Consider the following 26,560-nt stretch of genomic DNA (forward strand, 5'->3'; position numbering starts at 1 on the left):
TTTTTTTTTTTTTTTTTTTTTTTTTTTTTTTTTTTTTTTTTTTTTTTTTTTTTTGCCTTTTTTTATAATTTCGTCATTGTTTCAAGTTCTAACTCAACCTTTAACCTCAGGATTAAGCAGATTTGGCGGCAATCCCCATGCGCCCTCTTTCCCCGGCAATAATGCCGCCAGCAAATTATCCGCAGCACACGCCGCCATTGCACGCCGGGTTGGTTCCGAAGCACTGGCGATATGGGGCGTAAGAACGACGTTGGACAAAGTCAGAAAATCGGGGTGCAAGGCCGGTTCATTCTCAAACACGTCCAAACCAGCAGCGGCAATTTTGCGATCGCGCAATGCGGCAATCAGCGCTGCGTCGTCCACAATTCCACCGCGCGCCAGATTCACAAGCGTCGCGCCCGGCTTCATCATTACTAGCTCTTTGGCAGCGATGGTGTGATGCGACTCTTTCGAATAAGGCAACACCAGAATCACGTGATCGGCCTGACGTAGCAATTCTTCCTTGCTGACAAAACGCGCATTATTCGCACGCGCTTCCAGTTCTGGTGCCAAACGTGAGCGATTATGATAAATAACCTGCATGTCAAAACCGGTTGAGCGTCTCGCAATCGCCTGCCCGATACGCCCCATACCAATCACGCCAAGCGTCGCGCCATGCACATCGGCTCCCAAAAAACTATCGAAACGCCATTGCTTCCAATGCCCGGCCCGCAGCCAATGTTCGGACTCCGTGATGCGGCGCGCCGTCGCCATTAACAGCGCCCAGCCAAAATCAGCCGTAGTTTCGTTGAGCACGTCCGGCGTATTGGTCACCATGACACCAGCTTTAGTGGCCGCTGCGACGTCGATATTGTTGTAGCCGACAGCCTGATTACACACCGCCTTCAATCGTGGACAAGCACTCAGCAAAGCGGCTGAAATTGGTTCGCTCGAGGTAGCAATGACGCCATCCTTATCCTGCAATTTTTCGATCAACTCAGCGGCGCTGAAAATGTGGTCGTCCTGATTCGATTCGACCTCAAAACACTGTTCCAAGCGGCTGATGACTTCTGGAAAAATGGCGCGGGCGAGCAGGATTTTAGGTTTGTTCAGAGTACTCACAATGTCAACGCCCTTAATTTATATACGCTTAAGTAAGGCCACATAATTGTTTAGACTAGGCACCCCGACGCAGACAGTACAACTGTACGGCAAGGAGGGGTAACGACGTATAAACGATTATGCGGTTTTACTTATGCGCGAAAGAAAATGAAACTCATGATAGCGAATAATGGCAGTAATACCACACACGCCCACGCCATATAACCAAAGAAAGATGGCATTTTGATTCCACGCTCTTCCGCAATCGCCTTGACCATCAGATTAGGCGCATTCCCGATGTAACTGTTGGCACCCATAAATACTGCACCGCAGGAGATCGCCGCCAGGGTTGCTGCAAGCCTGCCCATCAATTCGACCGCATCGCCCGAAGCGGTATTAAAGAACACCAGATAAGTGGGCGCGTTGTCGAGGAAGGATGACAATATTCCGGTTACCCAGAAATACATCATGTTATTCGGCTGGCCATCAGGACCGGTCACCGCTGCAACAATGGCACCAAACGGGCCATGTACGCCAACTTTCAGCATGGCGATGACGGGCGCGATGGTGACAAAAATGGCGGCAAACAATTTACCCACTTCTAGCATCGGCTCCCAAGTGAAGTTATTGCCTTCCCGGGCAATTTTTGGCGTCATCCACAGCGATATTGCGATGACAACTAACAACAGACCATCGCGCATCAAATTCTGTAACTCGACTGGCGTGCCGTAAATATTGTAAGTAACACCGGACTTCCATAAGCCGCTCATCAACACCAGCGCGATGACAACGCCCAACAGGATGAAATTGAATTTACCTTCAAACCGTAATTTCGGATCATCGGGAGTGGGATCTTGCTTTGCCGGGAGTTGTTCTTCACGATGATTGAAATAATAGCGATCCAGAAAGTAAAAAATTACCAGCAACGAACCCCACATAAACATGGTTTCGGAGAAGATATTTTTAAACGTCCAGGAAAAATCAACGCCTTTCAGAAAGCCCAGAAACAATGGCGGGTCCCCCAGCGGCGTTAGCGCGCCACCAGCATTTGCAACAAGAAAAATGAAAAACACAACGATGTGAACGGCATGTTTGCGATTGTCATTGGCGCGAATCAATGGCCGAATCAGCAACATTGACGCACCGGTAGTCCCCATTAAACTCGCCAGCACAGTGCCCAGCGCCAGCAAACCGGTATTGAGCGCTGGTGTGCCGTGCAAATTGCCGCGCAAACAGATGCCACCGGCCACAACGAACAAGGCGGTGAGCAAAATAATAAAAGGGAAATATTCGGCCATGAAGGCGTGCACCACACTGGCAGCAGCCAACGGTACGCCAAACCAGATCACACACGGAACCAGAAACGCCACCGACCAGCCGAGGGCGATTTTGCCAAAATGATGATGCCAAAATCCCGGCATCAGCAATGGCCCCATTGCTATCGAAACAAGTAAGCCCATGAACGGAAGGCCCCACCAAACGGATAATTGCGTACCGTCAAGGTCAGCGGCTTGGGCCGCCAGGGGAAGGAAAATGGCCAGCGTGAAGAGGATTTTTTTAAGCAACGGGTTCTTTCGAATCAGATAAAAAGTGCGCTATTTTAAGCTGCATGAAACAGAGAGCTCAAGCAGTTATTGCCGCGAGTCAACTACGATTAATCCTAATTTGACAGCGGCCTGCCAATTTAGGCCACTGGACCGATTTCGAACACTTGCCGTAAATAATTCACATAGGCCTCGTCATCACACATATTTTTCGACGGTGTATCCGATAATTTGGCGACCGGCTGATCATTGCACCGCACCATCTTCATGACGATTTGCAGCGGCGTATACCCCAAATCGTTGGTCAAATTGGTCCCCACGCCGAAGGCGACCCGCGCCCGATCTTTGAACCGTAAGTACAACGCTGTCACTTTGCCAAAATCAAGACTGTCGGAAAATACCAGCGTCTTGGTCGCCGGATCAACCCGCATATCCTGAAATTGCTGAATCAGGCGCTCACCCCATATAAATGGATCACCGGAGTCATGGCGTGCGCCATCGAATAATTTACAAAAATACATATCGAAATCGCGCAGGAAAGCCCCCATGCCATACACATCCGATAACGCAATGCCCAGATCGCCGCGGTATTCTTTGGCCCACATTTCAAACGCATAAATCTGTGAATCGCGCAGACGCGGCCCGAGCGCCTGGCAGGCCTGCAAATATTCATGCGCCATGGTTCCCAGTGGCGTGAGGCCGTATTGCATGGCGAAATAGACGTTGGATGTGCCAGCCAGATGGTCGGCAAAATCGCGCTGCATAGTCTGGATGACTTCTTCATGCCAACTCCGGGAAAAGCGTCGGCGCGTACCGTAATCGGCAACCTTGCAGCCAACCATCGCCGGATCATCGCGGATCAGGCCCAGTTTGTTGTGTAAACGCCTGCGCCCTTCTGCAATATCCGGGGTCTTTTGGGTAGCGCGAAAAAACACTTCATTGACAATCGCCAGCACCGGCACCTCAAACAAGATCGTATGAAGCCACGGGCCTTGCACCAGAATATCGATTTCGCCGTTGTTGGCAGCAGAAGCCTGCACAGTAATGTATTTTTGCTGAAGATGAAACAAACTTAGAAAATCGACAAAGTCGCTTTTAATGAAACGCAAGCTACGCAGATAGGTCAGCTCCTCATCTTGAAACCGCAATCGACACAAGCCGGCAATTTCATCGCGAATTTCATCGACATACGGAGTCAAATCGATACCGCTATTCCTACACTTGTAACGATATTCAACCTGAGCGGCGGGAAAATGATGCAAGACCACCTGCATCATGGTGAATTTATAGAGATCGGTATCAAGCAAGGAGCGAATAATCATGGGCAATTTTCAAAAAATTCAGGGATAACTGGAGAGTTCAGTCTCAATCACAGGTGGCGGCGATTTCTTTCTGTCCGGCTCAAAAAAACACCAGACAACTTGCGGCCAACGCGACTGAATGTCGGCTTCAATCTGATTGATCGCATCGACTAAGGCCACATCAGACGGCAATGGTCGCATCTCGGCTTGGACCGCAATCATGACCTGATGTCCCCATTGCAGCGAAATAAAATTGATCACGCTGTCAACATCAGGATGGGCTTCAATATGCGTCTTGATGGCGGCGTGTAATTCAGGCGCAGCGGATTCACCGGTCACCATCGCCTTAACTTCCCGAACCACCATTACCGCCACGATCATCAGCAACACCCCGACCGCAATCGATCCGCAGGCATCCCAGAGCGGATTGCCGGTGACGACTGTCAGGACCACGGCGACAAACGCCAGCGCCAAACCAGCCAAGGCAGCAATATCTTCGCCAGCGACGACCATTAATTCGGATTGACGGGTTTCGCGAAACCATCTGAAAAATGATTTTCCGTGCGAAATTTTGCGGATTTCAAGCATCGCACCACGCAGCGACAATGCTTCGAGCACTACTGAAATACCCAGCACGCCTAGCGCGACCCAGGGATGATTAATCGGTTCAGGATTGTTGAAATGCTTGATCCCCTCCATCACTGAGAATGCCCCACCGACAAAAAACAAGAGGATGGCCACCATCAGGGCCCAGAAATACACCACTCGCGCATAGCCCATCGGATGCGTGGCATTGACAGGCTTAGTAGATTCTTTGAGCCCGATCAGCAAAAAAACCTGATTCACGCAATCGGCCAACGAGTGAATCGCCTCAGCCAGCATCGCGCCGGACCCGGTTAAGGCCGCCGCAATAAATTTCGCCAAGGCAATGCCGCCATTTGCGCCCAGCGCGTAAAAAATCGCCTTGGTCGAGCCTTCGCTGTGGGTTGCCATGATGTTGATGACGCTCGCGTGATAGCTAAAAGTTGACACATTAGCTAATTTAATGGCTAGACGCAACTGACATCTCGGTTATTTATACACGCTCAATAAGCACGCTCAAACATGCGGAAAAGAAAGAAAAATAACGGTCATTGAGGCGCAAATATTCCGACATTTCGATCCTTAGCAGATTTGTGAATTTGCTTATTTGAATTCTATATAACCGCTGTTTGTAGGAAGGCCCGAATTAACTTAAAATACACTGCTTTACAACTAACAGCGGCTCAAGATTATGCGTAAATGATTTTGCTGACATTCAGTGTAGTCATATCAACGCGAGACCGCTTCAAGCAATACTATATTTACAGATAGGACTGTTGTTATGACCCACGTTGTGACCGAATCATGCATCGAATGTCGCTACACCGATTGCGTCGATGTTTGCCCGGTTGATTGCTTCCGCAAAGGCCCGAATTTTTTATCCATCGACCCTGATGAGTGCATTGATTGCGCCGTTTGTGTCGCCGAATGTCCGGTCAATGCGATCTATGCCGAAGAAGACGTCCCCGCAGACCAGCAGGAATTCATCAAACTCAATGTAGACCTTGCCCGTTTCTGGCCCTCCATTACCAAAACAGTTCCGCCGCTGCCGCAAGCTGATGAATTTAAAGACGTTGTCGTAAAACTGCACTTACTCCAGCGCTAATCGCTGGCAGCACATTCTGTGCAGCAAACATTTAAGGCTATCGTCATTGCAGTAGTGACGATAGCCGACTCACACCAGACAGGAATCAGACAGTCGTATGGACACAAGCGCCAAAATGGATGCATCTACCCTACTCGTCATTAACAATAGCAATAACGCACCGATAGAAGCCGATGCCGTCATTATCGGTGCCGGTCCGGTCGGCCTGTTTCAGGTATTCGAACTCGGCTTGCTTGAGATCAAAGCGCACGTCATCGACTCACTTCCAGTGGTCGGCGGTCAATGCGTTGAACTCTATCCAGACAAGCCGATTTACGATATCCCGGCGGTACCGGTCTGTACAGGCCAGGAACTAACCGACAACCTGTTAAAGCAAATCGCCCCGTTTGATCCGACTTTCCATTTAAGCCAGGAAGTCACCGTGGTCGAGCGTCGTGAAGACAACCGCTTTAATGTGGAAACCTCCGCCGGTACGCGCTTTATCACCAAGACCATCTTTATCGCCGCTGGCGTGGGCTCCTTCCAGCCACGCACAATCAAGAGCGATGGCATTGATGTGTTCAACGATACCCAATTGTTCTACCGCGTCAAAGACCCGCTGCAATTCCACGGCAAAAACTTAGTCATTTGCGGTGGCGGCGATTCAGCACTGGATTGGGCCTTGAATCTGGTCGGCAAAGCAGAGTCCGTTGTACTGCTGCATCGTCGCGAAGACTTCCGTGCAGCCCCGGCCTCTGTTGCCAAGATGAAGCAGCTTTGCGATGAATACGAGATGCAATTTTTGGTCGGCCAGGTCACCGGTCATGAAGTCAAAGACGGCAAGCTGGCAGAAATTAAAGTGACGGGTCCCGACGGTGTTACGCGTCGTTTGCCGCTCGATACCTTGCTGGTTTTCTTTGGCCTGTCGCCTAAACTCGGCCCTATCGCCGAATGGAGCCTGGACATCGAACGCAAGCAATTAAAAGTCGTCGATACCGAGAAGTTTGAAACCAATATCCCGGGCATTTTTGCTGTTGGCGATATCAACACTTATCCGGGCAAGAAAAAACTGATCCTGTCAGGTTTTCACGAAGCTGCACTGGCTGCGTTTGGTGCTGCTCCATATATCTTCCCGGACAAGAAGATACACATGCAATACACCACGACCTCGCCTAAGCTGCATAAGATTTTAGGTGTTGAGTCGCCAGTATTCGATTAAAAGTAATCCTGTAAAACTATAAAAACCGCCAAGGCATACAGTCTTGGCGGTTTTTTTATTGGCGATGCTCATTAAAAAACCGCCCGGTATGCATACGCACACAGGGCGGTTTCTACAATTACTTATTAAGCTGCCGGCGTTGCAGGAGCAACTTCACCAGCTTCTTGTGCAGCTTTCATCGACAATTTCAAACGGCCACGGTCATCGGTTTCCAGAACCTTGACTTTGACGATTTGGCCTTCTTTCAGATAGTCAGCGACCGCATTGACGCGCTCGTTAGCGATCTGACTGATGTGCAGCAAACCATCTTTACCTGGCAAGACCTGAACGATTGCGCCGAAGTCCAGCAGCTTCAGAACAGTGCCTTCGTAGATTTTGCCAACTTCAACAGAAGCTGTCAGTTCTTCGATACGGCGTTTGGCTTCCTGACCAGCAGCAGCGTCCACTGAAGCGATAGTCACAACGCCTTCATCGCTGATGTCGATTTGCGTACCAGTTTCTTCTGTCAGAGCACGAATGACCGCACCGCCTTTACCGATCACGTCACGGATTTTTTCCGGATTGATCTTGACCGTGATCAGACGTGGTGCAAAGTCTGACAATTCAGATTTAGTGCCACTTGGAACTGCTTTTTCCATCTCGCCAATGATATGGAAACGGCCGACTTTAGCTTGTGCTAAAGCGACTTGCATGATTTCCTTGGTGATACCCTGGATTTTGATATCCATTTGCAGCGCAGTAATACCGTTGGTTGTACCGGCGACTTTAAAGTCCATATCGCCCAGGTGATCTTCATCACCCAGAATATCGGTCAAGACCGCAAATTTGCCACCATCTTTGATCAAACCCATAGCGATACCAGCAACGTGACCTTGCATCGGCACACCAGCATCCATCAACGCTAAGCAACCGCCGCAGACCGAAGCCATCGACGATGAACCGTTAGACTCGGTAATTTCCGACACCAGACGTACTGAATAACTAAAATCTTCCGCTGCTGGCAATGCAGCAAGCAACGCACGCTTCGCCAGACGACCGTGGCCGATTTCACGACGCTTAGGTGTACCGACACGACCAGTTTCGCCAGTGGCGAACGGAGGCATGTTGTAATGCAGCATGAAGCGATCCGAGTACTCACCCATCAACGCATCAATTTTTTGCTCATCACGGGCAGTACCCAGAGTAGCAATCACCAAAGCTTGTGTTTCACCGCGTGTGAACAATGCCGAACCGTGGGTACGTGGCAGAACGCCGGTACGAATCGTAATCGGACGCACAGTGCGTGTGTCGCGACCATCGATACGCGGCTCGCCATCCAGAATTTGCGAGCGAACAATCTTGGCTTCCAGATCGAAAATGATGTTGCCAACTTCCGAGCTATCCGGCGCAGGCATATTGTTATCAGCCGCAACACCGGCCAAGGCAACATGCACTTTGCTCACAGCATCTTTGAGCTGAGCGGTACGGGCTTGCTTATCTTTGGTTTGATACGCCAGACGCAGATCGGCTTCCGCAAAATGTGCAACGCTGGCGATCAGCGCTTCATTCTTTGGTGCCGGGCTCCAGACGATTTCTGGTTTGCCGCCATCACGGACCAAGTCATGAATCGCGTCGATAACCGCTTTCATCTGCTCGTGACCGAACACAATCGCACCCAACATCACTTCTTCTGACAATTGCTGTGCTTCGGACTCAACCATCAACACGGCAGCTTCAGTACCAGCAACAACCAGATCGAGCTTCGATGTCTTGAGTTGTGTCGTGGTCGGGTTCAGAACGTATTCACCGTTGATATAACCGACGCGTGCTGCACCGACCGGACCGGAGAACGGTACGCCAGAGACTGACAAGGCGGCAGACGCGCCGATCATTGCCGCGATATCCGGATCGATTTCAGGATTGACCGACAGTACGTGAATAATCACTTGTACTTCGTTCATGTAGCCTTCTGGGAACAGCGGACGGATCGGACGATCGATCAGACGCGATGTCAGTGTTTCTTTTTCCGAAGGACGGCCTTCGCGCTTGAAGAAACCGCCTGGGATACGACCAGCAGCGTAAGTCTTCTCGACATAATCAACAGTCAGCGGGAAAAAATCTTGACCTGGCTTAGCGTCTTTACGCGCAACTACAGTCGCCAGAATGACGGTATCTTCAATCGACACCAATACGGCACCTGAAGCTTGACGAGCGATTTCGCCCGTTTCCAACGTTACTTGATGTTGGCCATACTGGAAAGTCTTGGTAACTTTATTAAACACGGTAGTTCCTTTCTAATTAGCCGACAGATTTTCAGGCGCTGTCGTCCACCTCTCACCACAGACGGTTGCATCACCTCTTAACGAGTGTGAATGACCGCCTTCTTACAAAAACTCTGCTTTTACAATAGAACGTATGCACAGAAATACTATCCGCCAAAGCAAAAATGCCTGTATCAGGCTCTTTCGAGACTGACACAGGCATTTATCCCATCAATCGACCAACAGCGTGGTGACGAAGAATCGAAACAAAATATTGGCGATCGATGACAAGCCTATTATTTACGCAAGCCGAGTTTTTCGATCAGCGAGCGATAACGGCCAAGGTCTTTACTTTTCAGATAAGACAGCAGGCTTTTACGACGGTTAACCATCATGATCAAACCACGACGTGAGTGGTGATCCTTAGCGTGTGCTTTGAAGTGACCGTTAAGGTCGTTGATACGTGCTGTCAACAAAGCGACCTGCACTTCTGGCGAACCAGTATCATTTTGGGCACGTGCATTGTCAGCGACAATGGCGGCTTTAGCTGTTTTTTCGATAGTCATAATTATTACCTTTAACAAGCGGTGAACAGAGTGGAAAACCCCATACACCGTGAATATTCAATTAAAAAACTGGCCTAAATAGACCAGAGGCGCAGTATATAGCAAAATGCCCGTCGCTTCAAACACTTAACGTTGCGTCCTAAGTATCGATTACGTTATCAAACTAGCATACTAAAGATTGGAATCAAGATGAAAAACATCACCTCCGCCATTGCGATGACTTTACTGATCAGTCTTACCGGCTGCGCCATACCTGTCACCCCCGGCGAGCCTGAAACACAAGTCATCAGTCGGCTAGGAAAGCCCGACGCGACCTATCAAAATGGCAATGAACGTATCCTTGAATATGGGCATGGCGCATTCGGCCAAAGTACCTTCATGGCACATATCGGCCCCGATGGCCGTCTGATTTCTTATGAGCAAGTATTAACGCTGGCAAAATTCGCCACCATCAAAGTCGGACAAGCGAATAAAGACGACGTTTTGCGTACCATCGGCCACCCCGTTGACACGATCTTTTATGATCGCGTCAAGCTTGAGGGCTGGAATTATGGCTACAAGGAAAGCGGCGTCTGGAATTCGCTAATGACGGTCTACTTCGACCAGGACGGCATCGTTCGCAAGCTAGAAAATGGCCCGGACCCGCGTTTTGAACATTCGCGCTTCGGGCTGTGATCCAAGAATCAATCGACGTACGGCGCTAAACCATTGTCAGTTAAACGCAAAATCCGGCCGCAACGTCGCGCAAGTGCAATGTCATGCGTGACGATCACAAATGCGGTCCCCAGCGTTTCCGACAATTCCAGCATCAAATCAAAGGTCATCTGCGCCGTCGCCCGATCCAAGTTACCGGTCGGCTCGTCTGCCAGTACGCAGGCCGGTTGCGTCACCAGCGCCCGTGCCAACGCCACCCGCTGACGTTCGCCGCCCGACAACTCGCCCGGCACATGAATGACCCGCTTAGCCAAACCCACCCGCGACAAAATCGCATGCGCCTGCTCTTGCGCATCGCTGCGCTTCATGCGGCGGATCATCAACGGCATGGCAACGTTATCGAGCGCCGAGAACTCCGGCAGCAAATGATGAAACTGATACACAAAGCCCAGCGCGGTATTACGTAAGTCCCCACGGGCTTTTTCACCCAAATTGCTCAGATCCTTACCCAACAGCGTGACCTTACCCGTCGTCGGCGTATCCAACCCGCCCAATAAATGCAGCAGAGTTGACTTGCCTGAACCCGACGCGCCGACGATGGCGACTTGCTCGCCCTTGACCACATCAATATTGATATCACTCAACACCTTGACCGAGTAGTCGCCCTGGGTAAACGTTTTGCCCAAGCCGCGACTCGACAAGATAATCTCACGCATGTTTTGATCCTTGTTTTGATCATTAGAGGAATTATTCATAACGCAGCGCCTCCGCAGGTTTGACCCGTGCCGCCCACCAGCTCGGATACAAAGTCGCCACAAAAGCCAGTACCACCGCCACGCCACCGATCGTGTAGACATCCGGCCAACGCAAATCAGACGGCAGCTCACTGATCACATAAATACTCTTAGGCAAAAACTGCACATGCAGCAAATGCTCGATCGCCGGCACGATGACATCGATATTCAACGCTACCAGCACCCCAAAGCCCACCCCGAGCGCGGTGCCTATCAAGCCCACCAAGGCCCCCTGAATCATAAAAATTTTCATAATCGACCCGGGCGAAGCCCCCAGCGTGCGCAAAATGGCGATATCAGCCTGTTTCTCCGTCACAGTCATCACCAGTGTCGATACCAAATTAAAAGCCGCCACCGCAATGATCAACGTGAGGATGATAAACATCATCCGCTTCTCAGTCTTAACGGCAGCGAACCAATTACTGTTTTGCTGCGACCAATCGCGTAAATACAGATTAGGCGGCATCGTCTTAGCCAATTGCTGCGCCACTTCCGGCGCACGCAACATATCGGTAATGCGCAAACGCAAACCCGACGGCGCATTCAGGCGAAACATCTTTTCGGCATCTTCAACCTGAATAAACGCCAGCGAAGAGTCATATTCAAAATGCCCCGCCTCAAAAATTCCCACTACCGTAAATTGCTTGAGCCGTGGAATCACCCCCGCTGGCGTGACCTGCCCTTGCGGTGCCAACATCGTGACCTTGTCGCCGATCCCTGCATGCATGGCTTTTGCCAATTCAATACCAAGAACAATATTAAATTCGCCCGCTTTCAGATCATTAAAGTCACCTTTCTTAATCTGCCTGGCAACATCCGAGACTTTTGGCTCCTCAGAAGGCAACACGCCGCGAATGCCCACCCCGCGCACCTCGCCATCGCGCGTGAGCATGGCTTGCGCCTCGACATAAGGCGCAGCACCAATGACTTCCTTATTCTTAAAAGCCTCTTTGGCGACATCTTCCCAGTTCGGCATTTCACCCGAGGCGTCAAACACCTCAATGTGCGCCAATACCGACAACATCCGGTCCCGCACCTCTTTTTGAAACCCATTCATGACCGACAGCACCACGATCAGCGCCGCCACACCAAGGGCGATCCCGGCCATCGATATCAACGAAATAAAGGAAATAAAGCTATTGCGACCGCTACGCTTTCCGGCCCGCGTATAACGCATGCCGACTTGCCACTCAAACGGTAAATTTTTGAAAATACTCAATGTAAGGCTCCTGAAATCAGCCAGCAGTTTGCCATAATTCAATAGCCCTTATAGCGTTATGTCACCAAATCAAACACTTAATATCGAATGTTTAAAGTGGCTTTATACAAGTCATTCAAACGCGACTATATAAATCAATCATGTTTCTCCATGAAAGTCTTTGTAAATTATATTTCCCACAACAAGGGGTATCGTCACAATTCGACGGAACAGAAAGTCGCTGTCAAACACGTCAAGGATGACAAATCATTAAAATAGCGTAATAAAGTGATATCGGTAACGAATGTCACCAATAAGTAGAAACCCGTGTGCCGATCAACGGCAATTTCTTTTGCGTTTCAGGTAAAAAATGGAAACTAGCGTCTTTCTCAGAGTTGAATTCTTCTTATTAATCGCCTTCTCCATCGTCGTGCCAATCGGTATTTTTACCCTCATGCTGGCAAAGCGCGCTATTTCCCGCATCACTGTATTTATATTTTCTCTGGCCTTGATTGTACTTGCAGGCATCAATGTCATTTTATTAAGACAATTAGCGCATTTGGCGACATTAACCACCTCGACCTTAGACAGCCACGTATTTTCTTCTGAGATTTCGATCATGCTTTACCTTTTACCGGCGGTATTAGCCGGTATCGGGGTTAACGTGATTTCACATTTGCTCATCGCCCATCTCAAGCACGCAGAAGAGCAATTCGATGAAAATCGCGTCAATAACTCGGTTTAACCGTGAAAATACGACAGCGAATTTATGCGCTACCGCCCTCACGCAACGTCTTAATCAACAAATCGGCAGTGATATCGCCGCCAAACTCTCTATAACCACGTTGATAGATAAGCGCCCCTATCGCCAACATCCGAAACAGCTCATCCTCATCTAATTTGTAGGAAATTTTAGCAATTTCTGTTGCCAACATATCAATCAAATCGTCATAAGTAGCCAATGGTGCCTGACGACTTGTACGACGCCACATCTCGATGATTTGCTCTGGCTTCATAGTTTCCTCCTCAAGAATAATCAGTATAGAAAATTTAGCGGAATTCGCCAGATCCCCCGCCCCGAGATACCCTACAATTCGGCATGAATTCTCTCGACATACTCTTACCCTTTGGCCTGCCTCCGGCTGAACTAGCACGCGACATACTGCGCGAATTAAACCTGCCAGCGCTTGCCCGACTAACCGCCCGTGCCAAGGCCGGTAGTCAACAACACCAGCTTCTCGACGAATTCGCCCGGGCGCTGCCGCATGAAAACTGGCTCTCCCAACGCTTGGGCCTGAGCCGCCCGGACAGTCCCAACACCAGTCCACCGATTGCGCCCGCCCTGATGCGCACGTTCGGTCTGAACGCTGACGAAGGCCATTGGTTCATCCTGCACCCGGCGCACATCCATGTCGCCCGCGACCATTTAGTACTGACCGACATTCGCCAGATCACGCTCTCAGAGATCGAATCGCGCACGCTATTCGACGACGTTAAGCCACTTTTTGACGAAGATGGCCGAATATTACTCTACGGCGACGCCAACACCTGGTTCATACGCGCCGATGACTGGCAACACTTGCACACCTCCACGCCAGACGCCGCCTGCGGTCACAATATCGATATCTGGATGCCGCATGGCGACAGCGCACGCGCATGGCGCAAGCTGCAAAATGAAGTCCAGATGCAATGGTTTGAAAACCCCCTCAACGAACAACGCGCAGTAGCGCGCATGCAGGCAGTCAACGCACTATGGCTATGGGGCGGCGGCGCAATTGATCCGGCCAATACGCCAGCACCAAGTTATAGCCACACGTTTAATCTGCAAGGCTGGACAAGCGCCTTCGGTCAACTTACACAGACCAACCTGCATTGCGCAGCCGAAGAACTCATCGCCACACCCGGCGCACGCGGCTTTTTATTGCTCGACAACCTGATCGCCCCAGCCCTGACCGGCGAATGGTCAGAATGGATCGTCCAATTACAAACAATGGAGCGCGACTGGTTTGCCCCCCTTTTGCACGCCCTGCAAACCGGCAAACTAAAGCAACTTACCCTCACGCTGACCGACAACACCCGGATCACAGAACTGACCGCAACCCCGCTCTCGCTAAAAAAATTCTGGATAAAACCGTCGCTCACCAAAACACTCACCGATCACACCATGCAAGCAACAACGCCGGAGGCCAGCCAATGACGCGCATCACCACCCGCCCATACCCGTTTCGCGATTCAGAACGTTTGCGCCAAAGCGGCATTCATCCGGTCCTGGCCCGCGTCTACACCGCCCGCGGCCTGCTCGATGTCAAAGAATTGGAAAGCGAGCTCAACGCCCTGCATCCCCCTGGCGGTTTACTACAGATAGAGGCCGCCGCCAGCTTTCTGGCCGACGCCATCGCCGCCAACAAAAAAATGGTCATCGTGGCCGACTACGATTGCGACGGTGCCACCGCCTGCGCCGTCGGTCTGCGCGGCCTGCGCTTGCTGGGCGCACAGGTCGATTTCATCGTCCCCAATCGGTTCGAATACGGCTACGGCCTGACCCCCGAAATCGTCGAACTCACCGTGCGTGAAAAAAATCCCGACATCATCGTCACCGTCGACAACGGCATCGCCAGCATCGACGGCGTGGCCGAAGCCAACCGGCGCGGCATCGAAGTCGTCGTCACCGACCATCATTTACCCGCCGACACCCTCCCCGCAGCACGCGTCATCGTCAACCCCAACCAGCCCGACTGCAACTTCCCCAGCAAAAATCTGGCAGGCGTCGGCGTCATGTTTTACGTCCTGCTAGCGTTACGTGCCGAAATGCGCAAACGCGGCATCTTCGACGCCCAAACTCAGCCAAAACTCGATGTACTGCTCGATTTAGTCGCGCTGGGAACCGTCGCCGACGTCGTCAAACTAGACGCCAATAACCGGATTCTGGTCGCCCAAGGCCTAAAACGCATGCGCGCCCGACGTATGCACCCCGGCATCGCCGCCCTCTTCCGCGCCGCCGGACGCGAAGCCCGCCGCGCCAGCCCGTTCGATCTCGGCTTCGCACTCGGCCCACGCCTCAACGCAGCCGGACGCTTAGCCGACATGGCGCTCGGCATCGAATGCCTGACCACCGATGACGAAGGCCGCGCCTGGGTCATCGCCCAACAACTCGACACCATCAACAAAGAGCGGCGCGAGATCGAAGCCGGGATGCAAGACACCGCCCTTGCCCTGCTCGACAATTTCAGCCCCGCCGACAGCAACACCATCAGCGTCTTCGATGCGTCCTGGCATCAAGGCGTGATCGGGATCGTTGCGTCGCGATTAAAAGATAAATTTTATCGACCAACTTTTACCTTTGCCCCCGGCGGCGAAGGCTTAATCAAAGGCTCAGGCCGCTCCATCCCCGGCTTCCATTTACGCGACGCCCTCGATCTGGTCTCCAAACGCGCCCCCAGCCTGATCGAAAAATTCGGCGGCCACGCCATGGCCGCCGGCCTCACCATCCGCGCCGACGCCTTCGACGCCTTCTCCGCCGCCTTTGAACTAGTCGGCAGTGCCTTGCTAGGCAAACATCAGCTAGAACGCGTGATCGAAACCGACGGCCCGCTCGAAGACGCCTACTACACCACCGAATTCATCGAGCAAATGGAAGGCCAGGTCTGGGGCCAGGGCTTTGCCCCGCCGGTATTTTGCGATGAGTTCAAAGTCGTCAGCCAACGCATCTTGAAAGAAAAACATTTAAAGCTCTTGCTAGAAAGAAATGGCAATCGCTATGATGCAATCTGGTTCGGCCACACCGACGCATTAGGCAGCCGCGCCAAAGTTGCATTCCGGCTCGACGCCAACGAATACAACGGCGTCACCAAAGTGCAATTGATGGTGGAGCATGCTGAGGCGTTGGTGTAGCAAGGTCGCGCCAGGCGTGTTCACATATAACGTTTAGGCGCACCACTAAAAGCCCGTTCGGACTGAGTAGGCACGTAGTGCTGTACCCTTCGATACGCTACGCTACTCAGGATGATCGGAAGAATCGCTGCACTTACGATCGCCCTGAGTAGATGCGTAGCATCGTATCGAAGGGTACGCCCCGACGGACTACTCAGTACAAACGGTTTTTTTGATCTCCAAAGTCACCACGGCCTAATAACAACTTAAGCAGCCACTATGTCCAGACCACATCCGCCCCTGCACCGCATCCAAAAACCACCGATGACCAGCATGCAATTACGCATCACGATCATTGCCATTGTTGTACTGCTCGCAGGCGCGGCGTGGGTCCTGATCGGCATTCTGAAACCGGCCACACAACGCACTATCGTCATCACCACCGGAGCCGACAACGGCATTTATCGCAACTTCGCAGAGCACTATGCCAAAGTCTTAAAACGCGATGGCATTACGCTCGACATCCGGCCCTCATCGGGCGCGGTAGAAAATTTTGAACGGCTAAAAGACCAAAATAGCGCATACGAAATCGGCTTTATCCAATCCGGCATCGGCGACGCCGTCAGCGCCCCCAACTTACAAACCATTGCCGCCGTATCCTACGAGCCAATCTGGGTCTTTTATCAAGGCCGCGATACCATCGATCGCCTCTCGCAATTGCAAGGAAAACGGATATCTATCGGCGTTCCCGGCAGCGGTTTACTCGCAGTAACGAATGACTTGCTCAAGCAAAACGGCATCACTGATCAAAATAGCAAGCTAGAACAATGGAGCGCCCCCCAAGCCTATGCAGCACTAGAAAACAAAACCCTGGACGCAGCATTTTTTATCGGTCGGCCAGACGCAGAGATGCAGCAAACCCTGCTCAAAAGCGATCTCAAACTCATGAATTTTGCGCAAGCAGATGCACTGGTGCGCCAGTTCCCGGCGCTCTCCAAAGTCACCTTCCCGCGTGCCTCCACCAGCCTCGCCGATGACCTGCCGCACACTGACGTCACCCTGCTCGCCGCCACCGCACTACTCGTCTCCAAAGACACGCTCTATCCGGCATTGGCCTATTTGCTGCTAGACAGCGCCAACGAAATCCACGGCGCGCAAGACTACTTCAGCCCACGCGGCTACTTTCCGAATCAAAATGCCGACGATTTTCCGATCTCGGACGAAACCCTGCGCTACTTCAAATCAGGCCGCCCGTTTCTGCAACGCTATATGCCATTCTGGCTAGCCAACTTCATCGAACGCCGCTTCATTATTTTGCTGCCGTTTATGGCGCTGCTGTTCGGTCTGCTGCAAGCCATTCCACGGATGTACGCCGCGACGATGCGCAAGCGGCTGGTGGTTTGGTATCGCGAAATAAAATTGCTGGAAGATGAAATCTGGGCGACCAAAAACCCAAGTATCGATTGCGTCAACCGATGGCGTAATGAGATTGAAGAGATAGACGCCAACGCCAATCAGATTCAGATTCCGCAGCAGTATTTTGGGGATGTTTATGCGTTGAAGCAGGCTATTAATGTGGTGCGGGAGCGGATTGTTAGTGTGGGGGTGGTGGTGCGGGGGAAGGAGGTTAGTGCGGTTGATGATGGGGTGACTGGTCGGGTTTGAAAGTTGTATTTGTGCGAGTTTGAACGTCTATGGTTGACCCGCACCATTCGACCAAACTAACACCACACAGTAAGGAAAAATGAACGACAACAATAGTCACCGCCACAAAACCGCAGTCCCCTAAATCCCCATTTACCGATTGACCTCCGTTTTCAGCCAGAGTATCTTTGCTGCTTCCTCAAAAAGGAAACAGGTTTGAACGCCTGTCTCAACTTAATTCCAGACCGCATCATGCGGACTGCGCCTTCGATCGTCCTTTATGGGCGGCGGTGGCGGGGAAGCCTTCGGGCTTGCTGGGTTTTTGAGTTAGTTACCAGTCGTTCAATCCCGCTATTTGCCGCCCACCCTCGTCAACTAAAGGACTGATCGATGCGTAATACCAAGCCGCCGAAAAAATCAAAACTCCCAAAAACCAACCACCCCGCCGTCGCTGAGTCGCCGCCTGAGGCTATGATCATGGATCAAAAAGACGCCTCTCTCGCCGAGTTCGCCGCCGTCACTGCCGATGTCTGTCGCGGCCTCCATAGCTACCTCAGGATCGTCGAACAAAACGCCACCCAAAAATCACCCACAGTGAGCCATCACCATAGCGCCGCTTTGCAGTGCTGGGTGCTGGGCGATTGCCTCGACCTGGCTCTTGCGTGAGCATGCGAATAAAAAAATCGATGGGATCAATGAACAAAGTGCCGCGTACAGCAACGCTAGAAAGCTTCACTAGCGATAATGTTGCTCTGTGTGGGGTGCGGCAATTTTTTGTGGAGTTAGCCGTATTGCGGGGGTCTCTTGGTTTTTACAAGATTCGACGCCCTGCCGACTGTCTGCGTAACGGAGTGCGGATAATGTGATGCGTGAGCGAATCATCAGCGTAGCAACAACGGTACGCCGATGATCCGCTCATCGGAAGCTATAGCGACCTTCAGTAGTCGTTACGGGCTAAGAGGATGCTCGGTAATAAATTGGCGCAAAGCGGCGTTCACGCGCGTCTGCCAACCCTTGCCAGTGGCTTTAAAAGCATCCAGCAAATCCGCGTCTAAACGAATCGCCGTGAAAACCTTGGTTGCTTCTGCTTTTGGGCGACCGCGTGGGGGCTTTGCCGTCAGCGCTGCATAAAGCTCTGGAGGAAGCATCTCACGGGCAGGCCTGGCATTTTTAAAAAATTCCTCCGAAAGCTCCGGGTTGTCTGGATCGGCATCAATACCTGCCTGAATCTGTGCTTCTTCCTCGTCCGACGGAATGATCGTACCGGGTTTAAGTTTTGGCATAGTCTATCCCTTCTCTTTTGTTTGCTTTGCGTAAGCTGATCACGCGTATGCCATCGTTGCGAAGGCAGTAAATCATGACATATAGCCGTTCACCTGTGTAACCGACTGCCTTAAAACGCGCCTCTGGATATTGCTTACGCACGTCTTGCTCAATTGTTGCCGTATCCCAATCAAAATTTTCTATTTCAGTTAATGAAATACCATGATTTATTTGATTGGTTTTGTCTTTGCTTTTGTCAAATTCGATATGCATTATTGTATAAACATAAAATAGCCAGGTCAAATATTTAATGTAGAACAAAAAATATAGTGCGCTACGTGATTAAAGGATTTTTGTCACTTCAATCTGAGACTGTATTGCGCTATTCGATCGAATAAGATGGTTCGGCCTGGCAATTTAAGTATTAGGTTTAGCGACAAACAAAATGCCGGCGTTGTGCCAGAACGCGCAGGCAAGAATTCATAGCGTGATTGCCGTGTGGGCCGCGTATAATTTAGGGTTTATCGCAAGAGACATACATCATGGAAGCTGAACGCTTAAATTCCCTGCAAGCCCTCCTAGCCGACCTTACGGCCCGTGAAATCGAACTTCGGAGGTATCTTTGACTTCGATACGAAGTTAGAGAAGCTCGATCAAGTTAATGGCGAACTGGAAGACCCAGAAGTCTGGAACGACCAGAAACGCGCTCAGGAACTGGGCAAAGAAAAGAAATCCCTCGAATCCATCGTCGTCACGCTGACGAAGATTGAATCTGAGCTGCGCGACACTTCGGACCTGTATCAGATGGCCCGTGACGAGCAGGACGAAGAGACCATCGAGGCAGTGGAAGCCGATACCGAAAAGCTGAGCAAGCTGGTCGAGGGTATGGAATTTCGCCGTATGTTCAACAATCCGATGGACCCGAATAACTGCTTTATCGATATTCAAGCCGGTGCTGGCGGTACTGAGGCGCAGGATTGGGCATCGATGTTGCTGCGGCAATATTTGCGCTATTGCGAGCGCAAGGGTTTCAAGGTTGAGATCATGGAGCAATCCGATGGTGAGGTTGCCGGTATCAAAACGGCTACGCTAAAAGTCGAGGGCGATTATGCCTATGGCTTTTTACGCACCGAAACCGGCGTGCATCGTCTGGTGCGCAAGTCGCCGTTTGACTCTGCCAATGGTCGCCATACGTCGTTTTCGAGCTTGTTTGTGTATCCCGAGGTAGATGATTCGATTGAGATTGACGTTAATCCAGCCGATGTGCGGGTCGATACGTACCGCGCCTCTGGTGCTGGTGGTCAGCATATTAATAAGACCGACTCTGCCGTGCGCTTGACGCATGGTCCGTCGGGCATCGTTGTGCAATGTCAGAACGACCGCAGCCAGCACCGCAACCGTGCCGAGGCGTGGGATATGCTCAAAGCCAAGCTGTTCGAGTTGGAAATGCGCAACCGCATGACTGAGCAGCAAAAGCTTGAGGACTCCAAAACCGATGTCGGCTGGGGTCACCAGATTCGCTCTTACGTGCTGGATCAGTCGCGCATCAAGGATTTGCGGACTAACTTTGAGAGCGGCAACACTAAGGCGATCCTCGACGGCGATCTGGACGATTTCATCGCGGCGTCGCTGAAACAGGGCGTGTAATTACGCTTTGTTTTGCATTCAGAAAAAGGTTAAGCCGGGCAATCCCTTGGCTTAACCTGCCCCACCCTTCACAGCATCCATCAAAAAGAGCCTGACATGACGCCAATAACGCCAGATACCGAGCAGCAAGCTATTCCCCAGGACGAAAATAAAATCATCGCCGAACGCCGCGTCAAACTGACCGCGCTACGTTCTCAGGGCGTTGCATTTCCAAACGATTTCCGGCCTACCCACAAAGCGGCAGATTTGCAGGCGCGCTATGCCGACATGGATAAAGAAGCGCTGGATGTTGAGGCGGTCAAAGTGGTCGTTGCCGGGCGCATGATGCTCAAACGTGTCATGGGCAAAGCGTCGTTTGCGACCTTGCAGGATGCATCCGGCCCGAAGGCGGATGGACGGATTCAGCTATTTATTACCAAAGCATTGGCTGGCGAGGCGGAGTATGAGGCCTTTAAGCATTTCGATCTAGGCGACATTCTTGGCGCAGAGGGCACGCTGTTCAAGACCCAAACCGGCGAACTGTCGATCAAGATCAGCGTATTGCGTTTACTGACCAAATCGTTGCGTCCATTGCCGGATAAATTCCACGGTCTGTCGAATCAAGAAACCAAGTATCGCCAGCGTTACGTCGATCTGATCATGAGCGAAGAAACGCGCCGCACCTTTAAGGCGCGTACGGCCACGATGTCGTCGATCCGCCGCTTCATGGAGAAAAACGACTTCATGGAAGTCGAGACGCCGATGCTGCATACGATCCCCGGCGGCGCTGCGGCCAAGCCGTTTATCACGCATCACAATGCGCTCGATATGCAAATGTTCTTGCGCATCGCGCCGGAGCTGTATCTGAAGCGCTTGGTGGTCGGCGGTTTTGAGCGAGTGTTTGAAGTCAATCGCAACTTCCGTAACGAAGGCGTGTCGCCCCGTCACAATCCAGAATTCACGATGATGGAGTTTTATGCGGCGTATGTTGATTATCAATGGTTGATGACCTTCACCGAGGATATTATCCGTCAGGCGGCAATTGATGCGCACGGCACGGCGACGCTGACGTATCAAGGGCGCGAGCTGGATTTGAGTAAGCCGTTTGAGCGCCTGACCATCGTTGGGGCGATCAATAAATATGCGCCGCATTATGACGATGCGCAGTTGCAGGATGCGGCATTTATCAAAGCGGAATTGCAAAAATTTGGCGTCAAGCCATTCGCCACCGCCGGGCTGGGTGCGCTGCAATTGGCGCTATTTGAAGAGACTGCAGAAGCGCAATTGTGGGACCCGACTTACATCATCGACTATCCGGTGGAAGTCTCACCGTTGGCCCGTGCGTCCGATACTGTGCCGGGAATTACCGAACGGTTTGAGTTGTTTATGACGGGTCGTGAAATTGCGAATGGTTTCTCGGAGTTGAACGATGCAGAAGATCAGGCTGCCCGTTTTCAGGCGCAAGTTGCGGCGAAAGATGCGGGCGATGAAGAGGCGATGTATTACGACGCTGACTATATCCGTGCGCTGGAATATGGCTTGCCGCCGACCGGTGGTTGCGGGATTGGGATTGATCGTTTGATGATGCTGATGACGGACTCGCCGAATATTCGTGACGTGATTTTGTTCCCGCATTTGCGTCGTGAGGATTAATCTGGCATAGATGCAACTGTATTGATGAACTGCCGCCTGCTGTGTTGGGGCGGCAGTTTGTGTTTACCCCACTGTTCCAACTGTATCGGCGTGTTACACACATTTACAGCTGAAACACTATGCTGTTTCAATTCCTGATAAGAATCATCGATAATCATTATGAATAAATAAAAATGTAACGGGAGAAAATTATGTCAGAACCAACATCCAAAAATCGCATTCATCCACTGGTAGCGACCGCTGCGGTTGCCGTCACGCTGGTCTGCCTGGTGGGCGTTGCCGCCATCACAGGGTTGATCCCAAACTCACAAAGTACGACATCCCCGCCGGGGGCCGCGATGTCAGCACCAAATACTGGTTATGCCAATAACGCGCCTGAAGCAGCGCAAAATACTACCCCGACACCGACGCAAATGGCTAATCAGAGCAACAGTCAGATGCCAGCGCAGCAATCGAATTACGCTACTGGGCAGCCAGCCGTTCAACAGAATTATGCTGACGAACAACGCCCTTCTCCCATTGCACAAACGCCTGTCTGCAACAGTTGCGGTCGCGTCGAATCCATTCAGGCGGTTCAACAAGCAGTTAAACCGAGTGGCGTAGGTGTTGCCGCTGGCGCATTGCTGGGCGGTATCCTTGGTCATCAGGTTGGTCACGGCAATGGCAACACGCTGGCGACCGTGGCCGGTGCTGTTGGTGGCGGTTTTGCGGGCAATGAAGTTGAGCGGCGTACCCGGACGACGACGTCTTATCAGGTACATGTGCGCATGGAGAATGGAAAAATGCGCAGTTTTCCACAATCGGCTCAGGAATGGCGCGTGGGCGATCCGGTTCGCGTAGTAAACGGGCATCTGGAAGGCCGCGGCTAATCGGGAAGTAATTGCTGCTGTGACATAAAAAAACCGCTGACTCTCTGGTAGAGAACAGCGGTTTTTTTCGAGCTATTTTCAGACGATTATCTAGCCTCGTCTATCCATGCCAGTTGAATGGCTTCAAGAATTTTTTCGCCAGAACGGTTCGGATCATCATCAAATCCATCCAGTTCACAGACCCATTTATGCAAGTCGGTGAACCGAATCGTCTCTGGGTTGGTATCAGGAAACTTGTCGTATAGCGCCTCTGCAATATGCAGTGTGTCTATCCATTTCATTTGGCTACTCCTGGCTTAGTGATTTTCACTGGCGTGATTGATCGTGTATTTTGGAATTTCAACAACCAAGTCTTCCTCGCCCACAATTGCCTGACAAGACAGGCGCGATTCTGCTTCCAGTCCCCAGGCCATATCCAGCAAATCTTCTTCTTTGTCATCGAGTTCATTGAGCGATTTAAAGCCTTCGCGCACGATAACGTGACAAGTTGTGCAAGCGCACGATTTTTCGCAAGCGTGTTCGATATCGATGTCATTTGCTAGCAAAACATCGCATACCGATTTACCGGGGGCGGTTTGCAAAATAGCGCCATCAGGGCAGTAAGTTGGATGGGGTAGTACGACAATTTGAGTCACTTGAATTACCTCTACAGTATTTGGTGTGATGAACTAAATTAGCATTAATGTTGATTGCTTGCAGCGTCAGGAAACTTGATCCAGCGTTTTACCGGTCAGTGCATCGTGAACGCTGCGATCCATGCGACGTGCGGCGAATTCTTCGGTGCCACGCGCTAATGCATCGACCGACGCCTTGATCGCTAAATGATCGTCACCTTTTGCCTTGGCCCGGACCTCTACAATCAAGGCCGCTATGGACACGCGTTCGTCCTCCGACAATAAGGCTGCATCACTTATCAAGGCAGATTCGGTTGCCAGCACAATACGCTCGGCCTCAACTTGCTCTTCTCTTAATGCGCGTAACTGCATATCGACATCGGCGGAGGTATGCGAATCCTGCAACATTCTTGCAACTTCATCGTCCTCAAGCCCGTACGATGGTTTGACGTTAATGGAGGCCTCAACGCCTGAGCGCAACTCACGCGCGGAAACAGATAGCAAACCATCGGCATCAACTTGATAGGTCACACGAATGCGCGCAGCGCCTGCCGCCATCGGCGGAATACCGCGCAACTCGAACCGGGCCAGAGAGCGACAATCGCTGACCAGTTCGCGCTCGCCTTGCACGATATGTACAGCGAGAGCGGTTTGACCATCTTTAAACGTCGTGAATTCCTGCGCCCGTGCGCAGGGAATCGTCGAGTTACGGGGAATAACTTTTTCAGCCAGACCGCCCATCGTCTCAATCCCTAATGATAGTGGGATTACGTCGAGCAACAGCCAATCGTCTCCGGGAGCGCGGTTGCCAGCCAGTAAATTGGCTTGAATCGCAGCGCCAAGTGCGACGACTTTATCGGGATCGATATTCGCTAAAGGCGTGGTGTGGAAAAATTCGCCGACCGCTTTACGAATTGCCGGCATTCGGGTTGCGCCGCCGACTAGTACGACGCCATCGATATCATCGGCGCTAAGGTTAGCGTCACGCAGCGCTTTTTTGGTCGGCGTCAGTGTCTTGGCGACCAAGTGTTGGGTTAATTCGCCGAAGACGCCTGCGGTCAGGGTCAGATGGACTAGCTCACCTGAGCTTAAAACAGCATCGATAGTGACTTCGGTTTTGGATGACAGTAATTCTTTGGCCTCACGCGCCTTAACCATCAGTACACGGGTATCGCTGTCGGAGAGCGGCGCCAGTTGGGACTCCTGACTGATCCAACAAAAAATCCGATGATCGAAATCATCGCCGCCGAGCGCAGAATCGCCACCGGTTGCCAGCACCTCAAAGACGCCTTTAGTCAATTTTAAAATGGAGATATCGAACGTGCCGCCGCCCAGATCGTAGACGACGTAGACGCCTTGCGATGCATTATCGAGGCCATACGCAATGGCCGCTGCGGTCGGTTCGTTTAACAGGCGCAAGACATTGATGCCAGCCAGTTGCGCCGCATCTTTGGTGGCCTGACGTTGCGCATCGTCAAAGTAAGCGGGGACCGTGATGACCGCACCGACCAGATCGTCGCCGAGTGCATCTTCGGCTTGCTGGCGTAGCGTTGCCAGAATCTGGGCAGAAATCTCGACCGGACTTTTTACGCCAGCAACCGTTTTGATTTGCACCATGCCCGGCGTGTCCTGAAAATCGTAAGGCAGATTTTCTGCGTAAGCGATATCTTTCAGACCGCGCCCCATGAAGCGCTTGACCGACAGAATGGTATTTTTCGGATCGCTAATTTGCTCGGCCTGCGCCTTGTAACCAATATGCGCATGACCGTTAGGCAAATAACGCACGATAGACGGCATTAACGGCCGCCCTTCTTCGTCGTTCAATACTTCGGGAATGCTATTGCGTACCGTGGCGACGAGCGAATTAGTGGTGCCAAGATCGATCCCCACCGCCAACCGATGTTGATGGGGAGCTGTGGACATGCCGGGCTCTGAGATTTGAAGGAGTGCCATAGTTTTATTCCGGGAGAGCAATGCGGATGCCGAGCGCGATAAACGCTGAGCCAGCCAAACGATTCAGATAAATGGCGGCCGATGCTTTGCGTTGAAAAAAAGCGCCGACCATGCCAGAGAAACAGGCAATCGCACTGAAAATAGCGAGCGCCTGCAGAATAAATACTACCGCCAGCAACAGCATTTGCGCAGGAATATGCCCGGCTTGTGCGTTCACAAATTGCGGTAAAAATGCGATAAAAAACAACGTCACTTTTGGATTGAGAACGTTAGCGATCACGCTTTGCCAATAAATGCGCGACAACTTGATCGGCTTAGCCGGACCTTGCATGTGAATAGCGGCGGTCGATAGCAAAGTACGTACACCAAGATAAATCAGATAACCGGCACCGGCGTAGCGCAACAACACGTAGGCGTTCGGTGAAGCCTTGATCAATGCCGCAAAACCAAATACCGCGAGCATGGTGTGAAAAAACAGACCTGAGCTAAAACCCAAGGCGGCGACCAAACCGGCTTTTCTGCCCTGCGCAATCCCACGCGTGAGCACATAAATATTGTCTGGACCGGGTGCCAGCGTGAGGGTCATTGCGGCGAGTAAAAATAACCAGACTTCAGGCATATCGGTCTCTGCTCATGCGGTTGTGGATTTTATGATTCCAGAATGGAAAAGGTATTACCGATTTCTTCAGCAAATTTTTCCAAAAACATGAGTTGTCGCACAAATTGCGCGGCTTTCTCAAAATCCCGGGCGCTCATCGATTCGTGCTTGTCCGTGGTACTCGGCATAGAACTACTGAGTCGGAGAC

Annotated in this window: 26 protein-coding genes; 11 read left to right on the forward strand and 15 right to left on the reverse strand. The window is 51.5% G+C overall.

What is annotated here, in order from left to right; translation table 11 throughout:
• Positions 1-93: 93 nt before the first annotated feature.
• From ACVBEF_RS13735 to ACVBEF_RS13750, 4 genes are all read right to left on the reverse strand, one after another.
• The gene (locus ACVBEF_RS13735) at positions 94-1,092 is read right to left on the reverse strand and encodes a 2-hydroxyacid dehydrogenase (protein ID WP_447124532.1); all 999 of its coding nucleotides are present in this window, start codon (positions 1,090-1,092) and stop codon (positions 94-96) included.
• Positions 1,093-1,232: 140 nt separating this feature from the next.
• A complete protein-coding gene (locus tag ACVBEF_RS13740) occupies positions 1,233-2,645 on the reverse strand; it encodes a sodium:proton antiporter (RefSeq protein WP_447124508.1) in 1,413 nt (470 codons plus the stop codon).
• Positions 2,646-2,764: 119 nt separating this feature from the next.
• Positions 2,765-3,946, reverse strand: coding sequence for a nicotinate phosphoribosyltransferase (pncB, locus tag ACVBEF_RS13745; RefSeq protein WP_447124509.1), 1,182 nt, complete (start codon positions 3,944-3,946; stop codon positions 2,765-2,767).
• An 18-nt stretch (positions 3,947-3,964) separates the two neighbouring features.
• Positions 3,965-4,918 carry a cation diffusion facilitator family transporter gene (locus tag ACVBEF_RS13750; RefSeq protein WP_447124510.1) on the reverse strand — a complete coding sequence of 318 codons (954 nt, stop codon included), beginning with the start codon at positions 4,916-4,918 and terminating at the stop codon, positions 3,965-3,967.
• A gap of 370 nt (positions 4,919-5,288) precedes the next feature.
• Between ACVBEF_RS13750 and fdxA the strand changes: the two genes are divergently transcribed.
• Both fdxA and ACVBEF_RS13760 read left to right on the forward strand, forming a co-directional pair.
• Positions 5,289-5,612 (forward strand): ferredoxin FdxA, encoded by a 324-nt coding sequence (gene fdxA, locus ACVBEF_RS13755; RefSeq protein ID WP_447124511.1) that lies wholly within the window; start codon positions 5,289-5,291, stop codon positions 5,610-5,612.
• A 115-nt stretch (positions 5,613-5,727) separates the two neighbouring features.
• A complete protein-coding gene (locus ACVBEF_RS13760) occupies positions 5,728-6,810 on the forward strand; it encodes an NAD(P)/FAD-dependent oxidoreductase (RefSeq protein ID WP_447124512.1) in 1,083 nt (360 codons plus the stop codon).
• A 125-nt stretch (positions 6,811-6,935) separates the two neighbouring features.
• Here the strand turns inward: ACVBEF_RS13760 and pnp are convergent, their stop codons facing one another.
• Both pnp and rpsO read right to left on the reverse strand, forming a co-directional pair.
• A complete protein-coding gene (pnp, locus tag ACVBEF_RS13765) occupies positions 6,936-9,071 on the reverse strand; it encodes a polyribonucleotide nucleotidyltransferase (protein ID WP_447124513.1) in 2,136 nt (711 codons plus the stop codon).
• Between the two features lie 275 nt (positions 9,072-9,346).
• Entirely contained in the window at positions 9,347-9,616 is a 270-nt protein-coding gene (gene rpsO, locus ACVBEF_RS13770) for a 30S ribosomal protein S15 (RefSeq protein ID WP_205320164.1), read from the reverse strand.
• A 189-nt stretch (positions 9,617-9,805) separates the two neighbouring features.
• On the opposite strand from rpsO, the gene bamE reads away from it, so the two are divergent.
• Complete coding sequence (gene bamE, locus ACVBEF_RS13775) at positions 9,806-10,291, forward strand: outer membrane protein assembly factor BamE domain-containing protein (protein WP_447124514.1); 486 nt, start codon at positions 9,806-9,808, stop codon at positions 10,289-10,291.
• An 8-nt stretch (positions 10,292-10,299) separates the two neighbouring features.
• On the opposite strand, the gene lolD is transcribed toward bamE, so the two are convergent.
• Positions 10,300-10,986 (reverse strand): lipoprotein-releasing ABC transporter ATP-binding protein LolD, encoded by a 687-nt coding sequence (gene lolD, locus ACVBEF_RS13780; RefSeq protein ID WP_447124515.1) that lies wholly within the window; start codon positions 10,984-10,986, stop codon positions 10,300-10,302.
• A 31-nt stretch (positions 10,987-11,017) separates the two neighbouring features.
• Positions 11,018-12,283, reverse strand: coding sequence for a lipoprotein-releasing ABC transporter permease subunit (locus ACVBEF_RS13785; protein ID WP_447124516.1), 1,266 nt, complete (start codon positions 12,281-12,283; stop codon positions 11,018-11,020).
• A 349-nt stretch (positions 12,284-12,632) separates the two neighbouring features.
• Between ACVBEF_RS13785 and ACVBEF_RS13790 the strand changes: the two genes are divergently transcribed.
• The gene (locus tag ACVBEF_RS13790; RefSeq protein WP_447124517.1) at positions 12,633-13,007 is read left to right on the forward strand and encodes a hypothetical protein; all 375 of its coding nucleotides are present in this window, start codon (positions 12,633-12,635) and stop codon (positions 13,005-13,007) included.
• A 22-nt stretch (positions 13,008-13,029) separates the two neighbouring features.
• Here ACVBEF_RS13790 and ACVBEF_RS13795 read toward each other — a convergent pair whose 3' ends face one another.
• A complete protein-coding gene (locus ACVBEF_RS13795; protein ID WP_447124518.1) occupies positions 13,030-13,278 on the reverse strand; it encodes a hypothetical protein in 249 nt (82 codons plus the stop codon).
• Between the two features lie 83 nt (positions 13,279-13,361).
• Here ACVBEF_RS13795 and ACVBEF_RS13800 point away from each other — a divergent pair, with 83 nt between their 5' ends.
• From ACVBEF_RS13800 to ACVBEF_RS13815, 4 genes are all read left to right on the forward strand, one after another.
• Positions 13,362-14,459 (forward strand): hypothetical protein, encoded by a 1,098-nt coding sequence (locus tag ACVBEF_RS13800; RefSeq protein ID WP_447124519.1) that lies wholly within the window; start codon positions 13,362-13,364, stop codon positions 14,457-14,459.
• Entirely contained in the window at positions 14,456-16,153 is a 1,698-nt protein-coding gene (gene recJ, locus ACVBEF_RS13805) for a single-stranded-DNA-specific exonuclease RecJ (RefSeq protein WP_447124520.1), read from the forward strand. Before ACVBEF_RS13800 ends, recJ begins: the two co-directional genes overlap by 4 nt.
• 258 nt (positions 16,154-16,411) lie before the next feature.
• Positions 16,412-17,797: a TAXI family TRAP transporter solute-binding subunit gene (locus ACVBEF_RS13810; RefSeq protein WP_447124521.1), complete on the forward strand. Its 1,386-nt coding sequence runs from the start codon at positions 16,412-16,414 to the stop codon at positions 17,795-17,797.
• Between the two features lie 369 nt (positions 17,798-18,166).
• A complete protein-coding gene (locus ACVBEF_RS13815; protein WP_447124522.1) occupies positions 18,167-18,442 on the forward strand; it encodes a hypothetical protein in 276 nt (91 codons plus the stop codon).
• Between the two features lie 281 nt (positions 18,443-18,723).
• On the opposite strand, the gene ACVBEF_RS13820 is transcribed toward ACVBEF_RS13815, so the two are convergent.
• Positions 18,724-19,059 carry a BrnA antitoxin family protein gene (locus tag ACVBEF_RS13820; RefSeq protein WP_447124523.1) on the reverse strand — a complete coding sequence of 112 codons (336 nt, stop codon included), beginning with the start codon at positions 19,057-19,059 and terminating at the stop codon, positions 18,724-18,726.
• Positions 19,046-19,312, reverse strand: coding sequence for a BrnT family toxin (locus ACVBEF_RS13825; protein WP_447124524.1), 267 nt, complete (start codon positions 19,310-19,312; stop codon positions 19,046-19,048). Before ACVBEF_RS13825 ends, ACVBEF_RS13820 begins: the two co-directional genes overlap by 14 nt.
• A gap of 269 nt (positions 19,313-19,581) precedes the next feature.
• On the opposite strand from ACVBEF_RS13825, the gene prfB reads away from it, so the two are divergent.
• The 3 genes from prfB to ACVBEF_RS13840 all read left to right on the forward strand — a co-directional run bounded on the left by prfB (position 19,582) and on the right by ACVBEF_RS13840 (position 23,187).
• Positions 19,582-20,686 (forward strand): peptide chain release factor 2 gene (gene prfB, locus ACVBEF_RS13830; protein ID WP_447124525.1). Its coding sequence is split into 2 segments (ribosomal slippage): positions 19,582-19,662 and positions 19,664-20,686, totalling 1,104 coding nucleotides; the frame shifts between segments, so codons are not numbered across the junction.
• A 96-nt stretch (positions 20,687-20,782) separates the two neighbouring features.
• The gene (gene lysS / locus ACVBEF_RS13835; protein WP_447124526.1) at positions 20,783-22,318 is read left to right on the forward strand and encodes a lysine--tRNA ligase; all 1,536 of its coding nucleotides are present in this window, start codon (positions 20,783-20,785) and stop codon (positions 22,316-22,318) included.
• A 191-nt stretch (positions 22,319-22,509) separates the two neighbouring features.
• Positions 22,510-23,187, forward strand: a complete 678-nt coding sequence (locus ACVBEF_RS13840; RefSeq protein WP_447124527.1) for a glycine zipper 2TM domain-containing protein — start codon at positions 22,510-22,512, stop codon at positions 23,185-23,187.
• 86 nt (positions 23,188-23,273) lie between these two features.
• On the opposite strand, the gene iscX is transcribed toward ACVBEF_RS13840, so the two are convergent.
• From iscX to ACVBEF_RS13860, 4 genes are all read right to left on the reverse strand, one after another.
• Positions 23,274-23,468, reverse strand: a complete 195-nt coding sequence (gene iscX, locus ACVBEF_RS13845) for a Fe-S cluster assembly protein IscX (RefSeq protein ID WP_447124528.1) — start codon at positions 23,466-23,468, stop codon at positions 23,274-23,276.
• 15 nt (positions 23,469-23,483) lie between these two features.
• Positions 23,484-23,822: an ISC system 2Fe-2S type ferredoxin gene (fdx, locus tag ACVBEF_RS13850; protein ID WP_447124529.1), complete on the reverse strand. Its 339-nt coding sequence runs from the start codon at positions 23,820-23,822 to the stop codon at positions 23,484-23,486.
• Positions 23,823-23,888: 66 nt separating this feature from the next.
• Positions 23,889-25,754, reverse strand: a complete 1,866-nt coding sequence (hscA, locus tag ACVBEF_RS13855) for a Fe-S protein assembly chaperone HscA (RefSeq protein WP_447124530.1) — start codon at positions 25,752-25,754, stop codon at positions 23,889-23,891.
• Positions 25,755-25,758: 4 nt separating this feature from the next.
• Positions 25,759-26,373, reverse strand: a complete 615-nt coding sequence (locus ACVBEF_RS13860) for a LysE family translocator (RefSeq protein ID WP_447124531.1) — start codon at positions 26,371-26,373, stop codon at positions 25,759-25,761.
• Positions 26,374-26,560 lie beyond the last annotated feature (187 nt).

Source organism: Glaciimonas sp. GG7 (genome assembly GCF_052976905.1).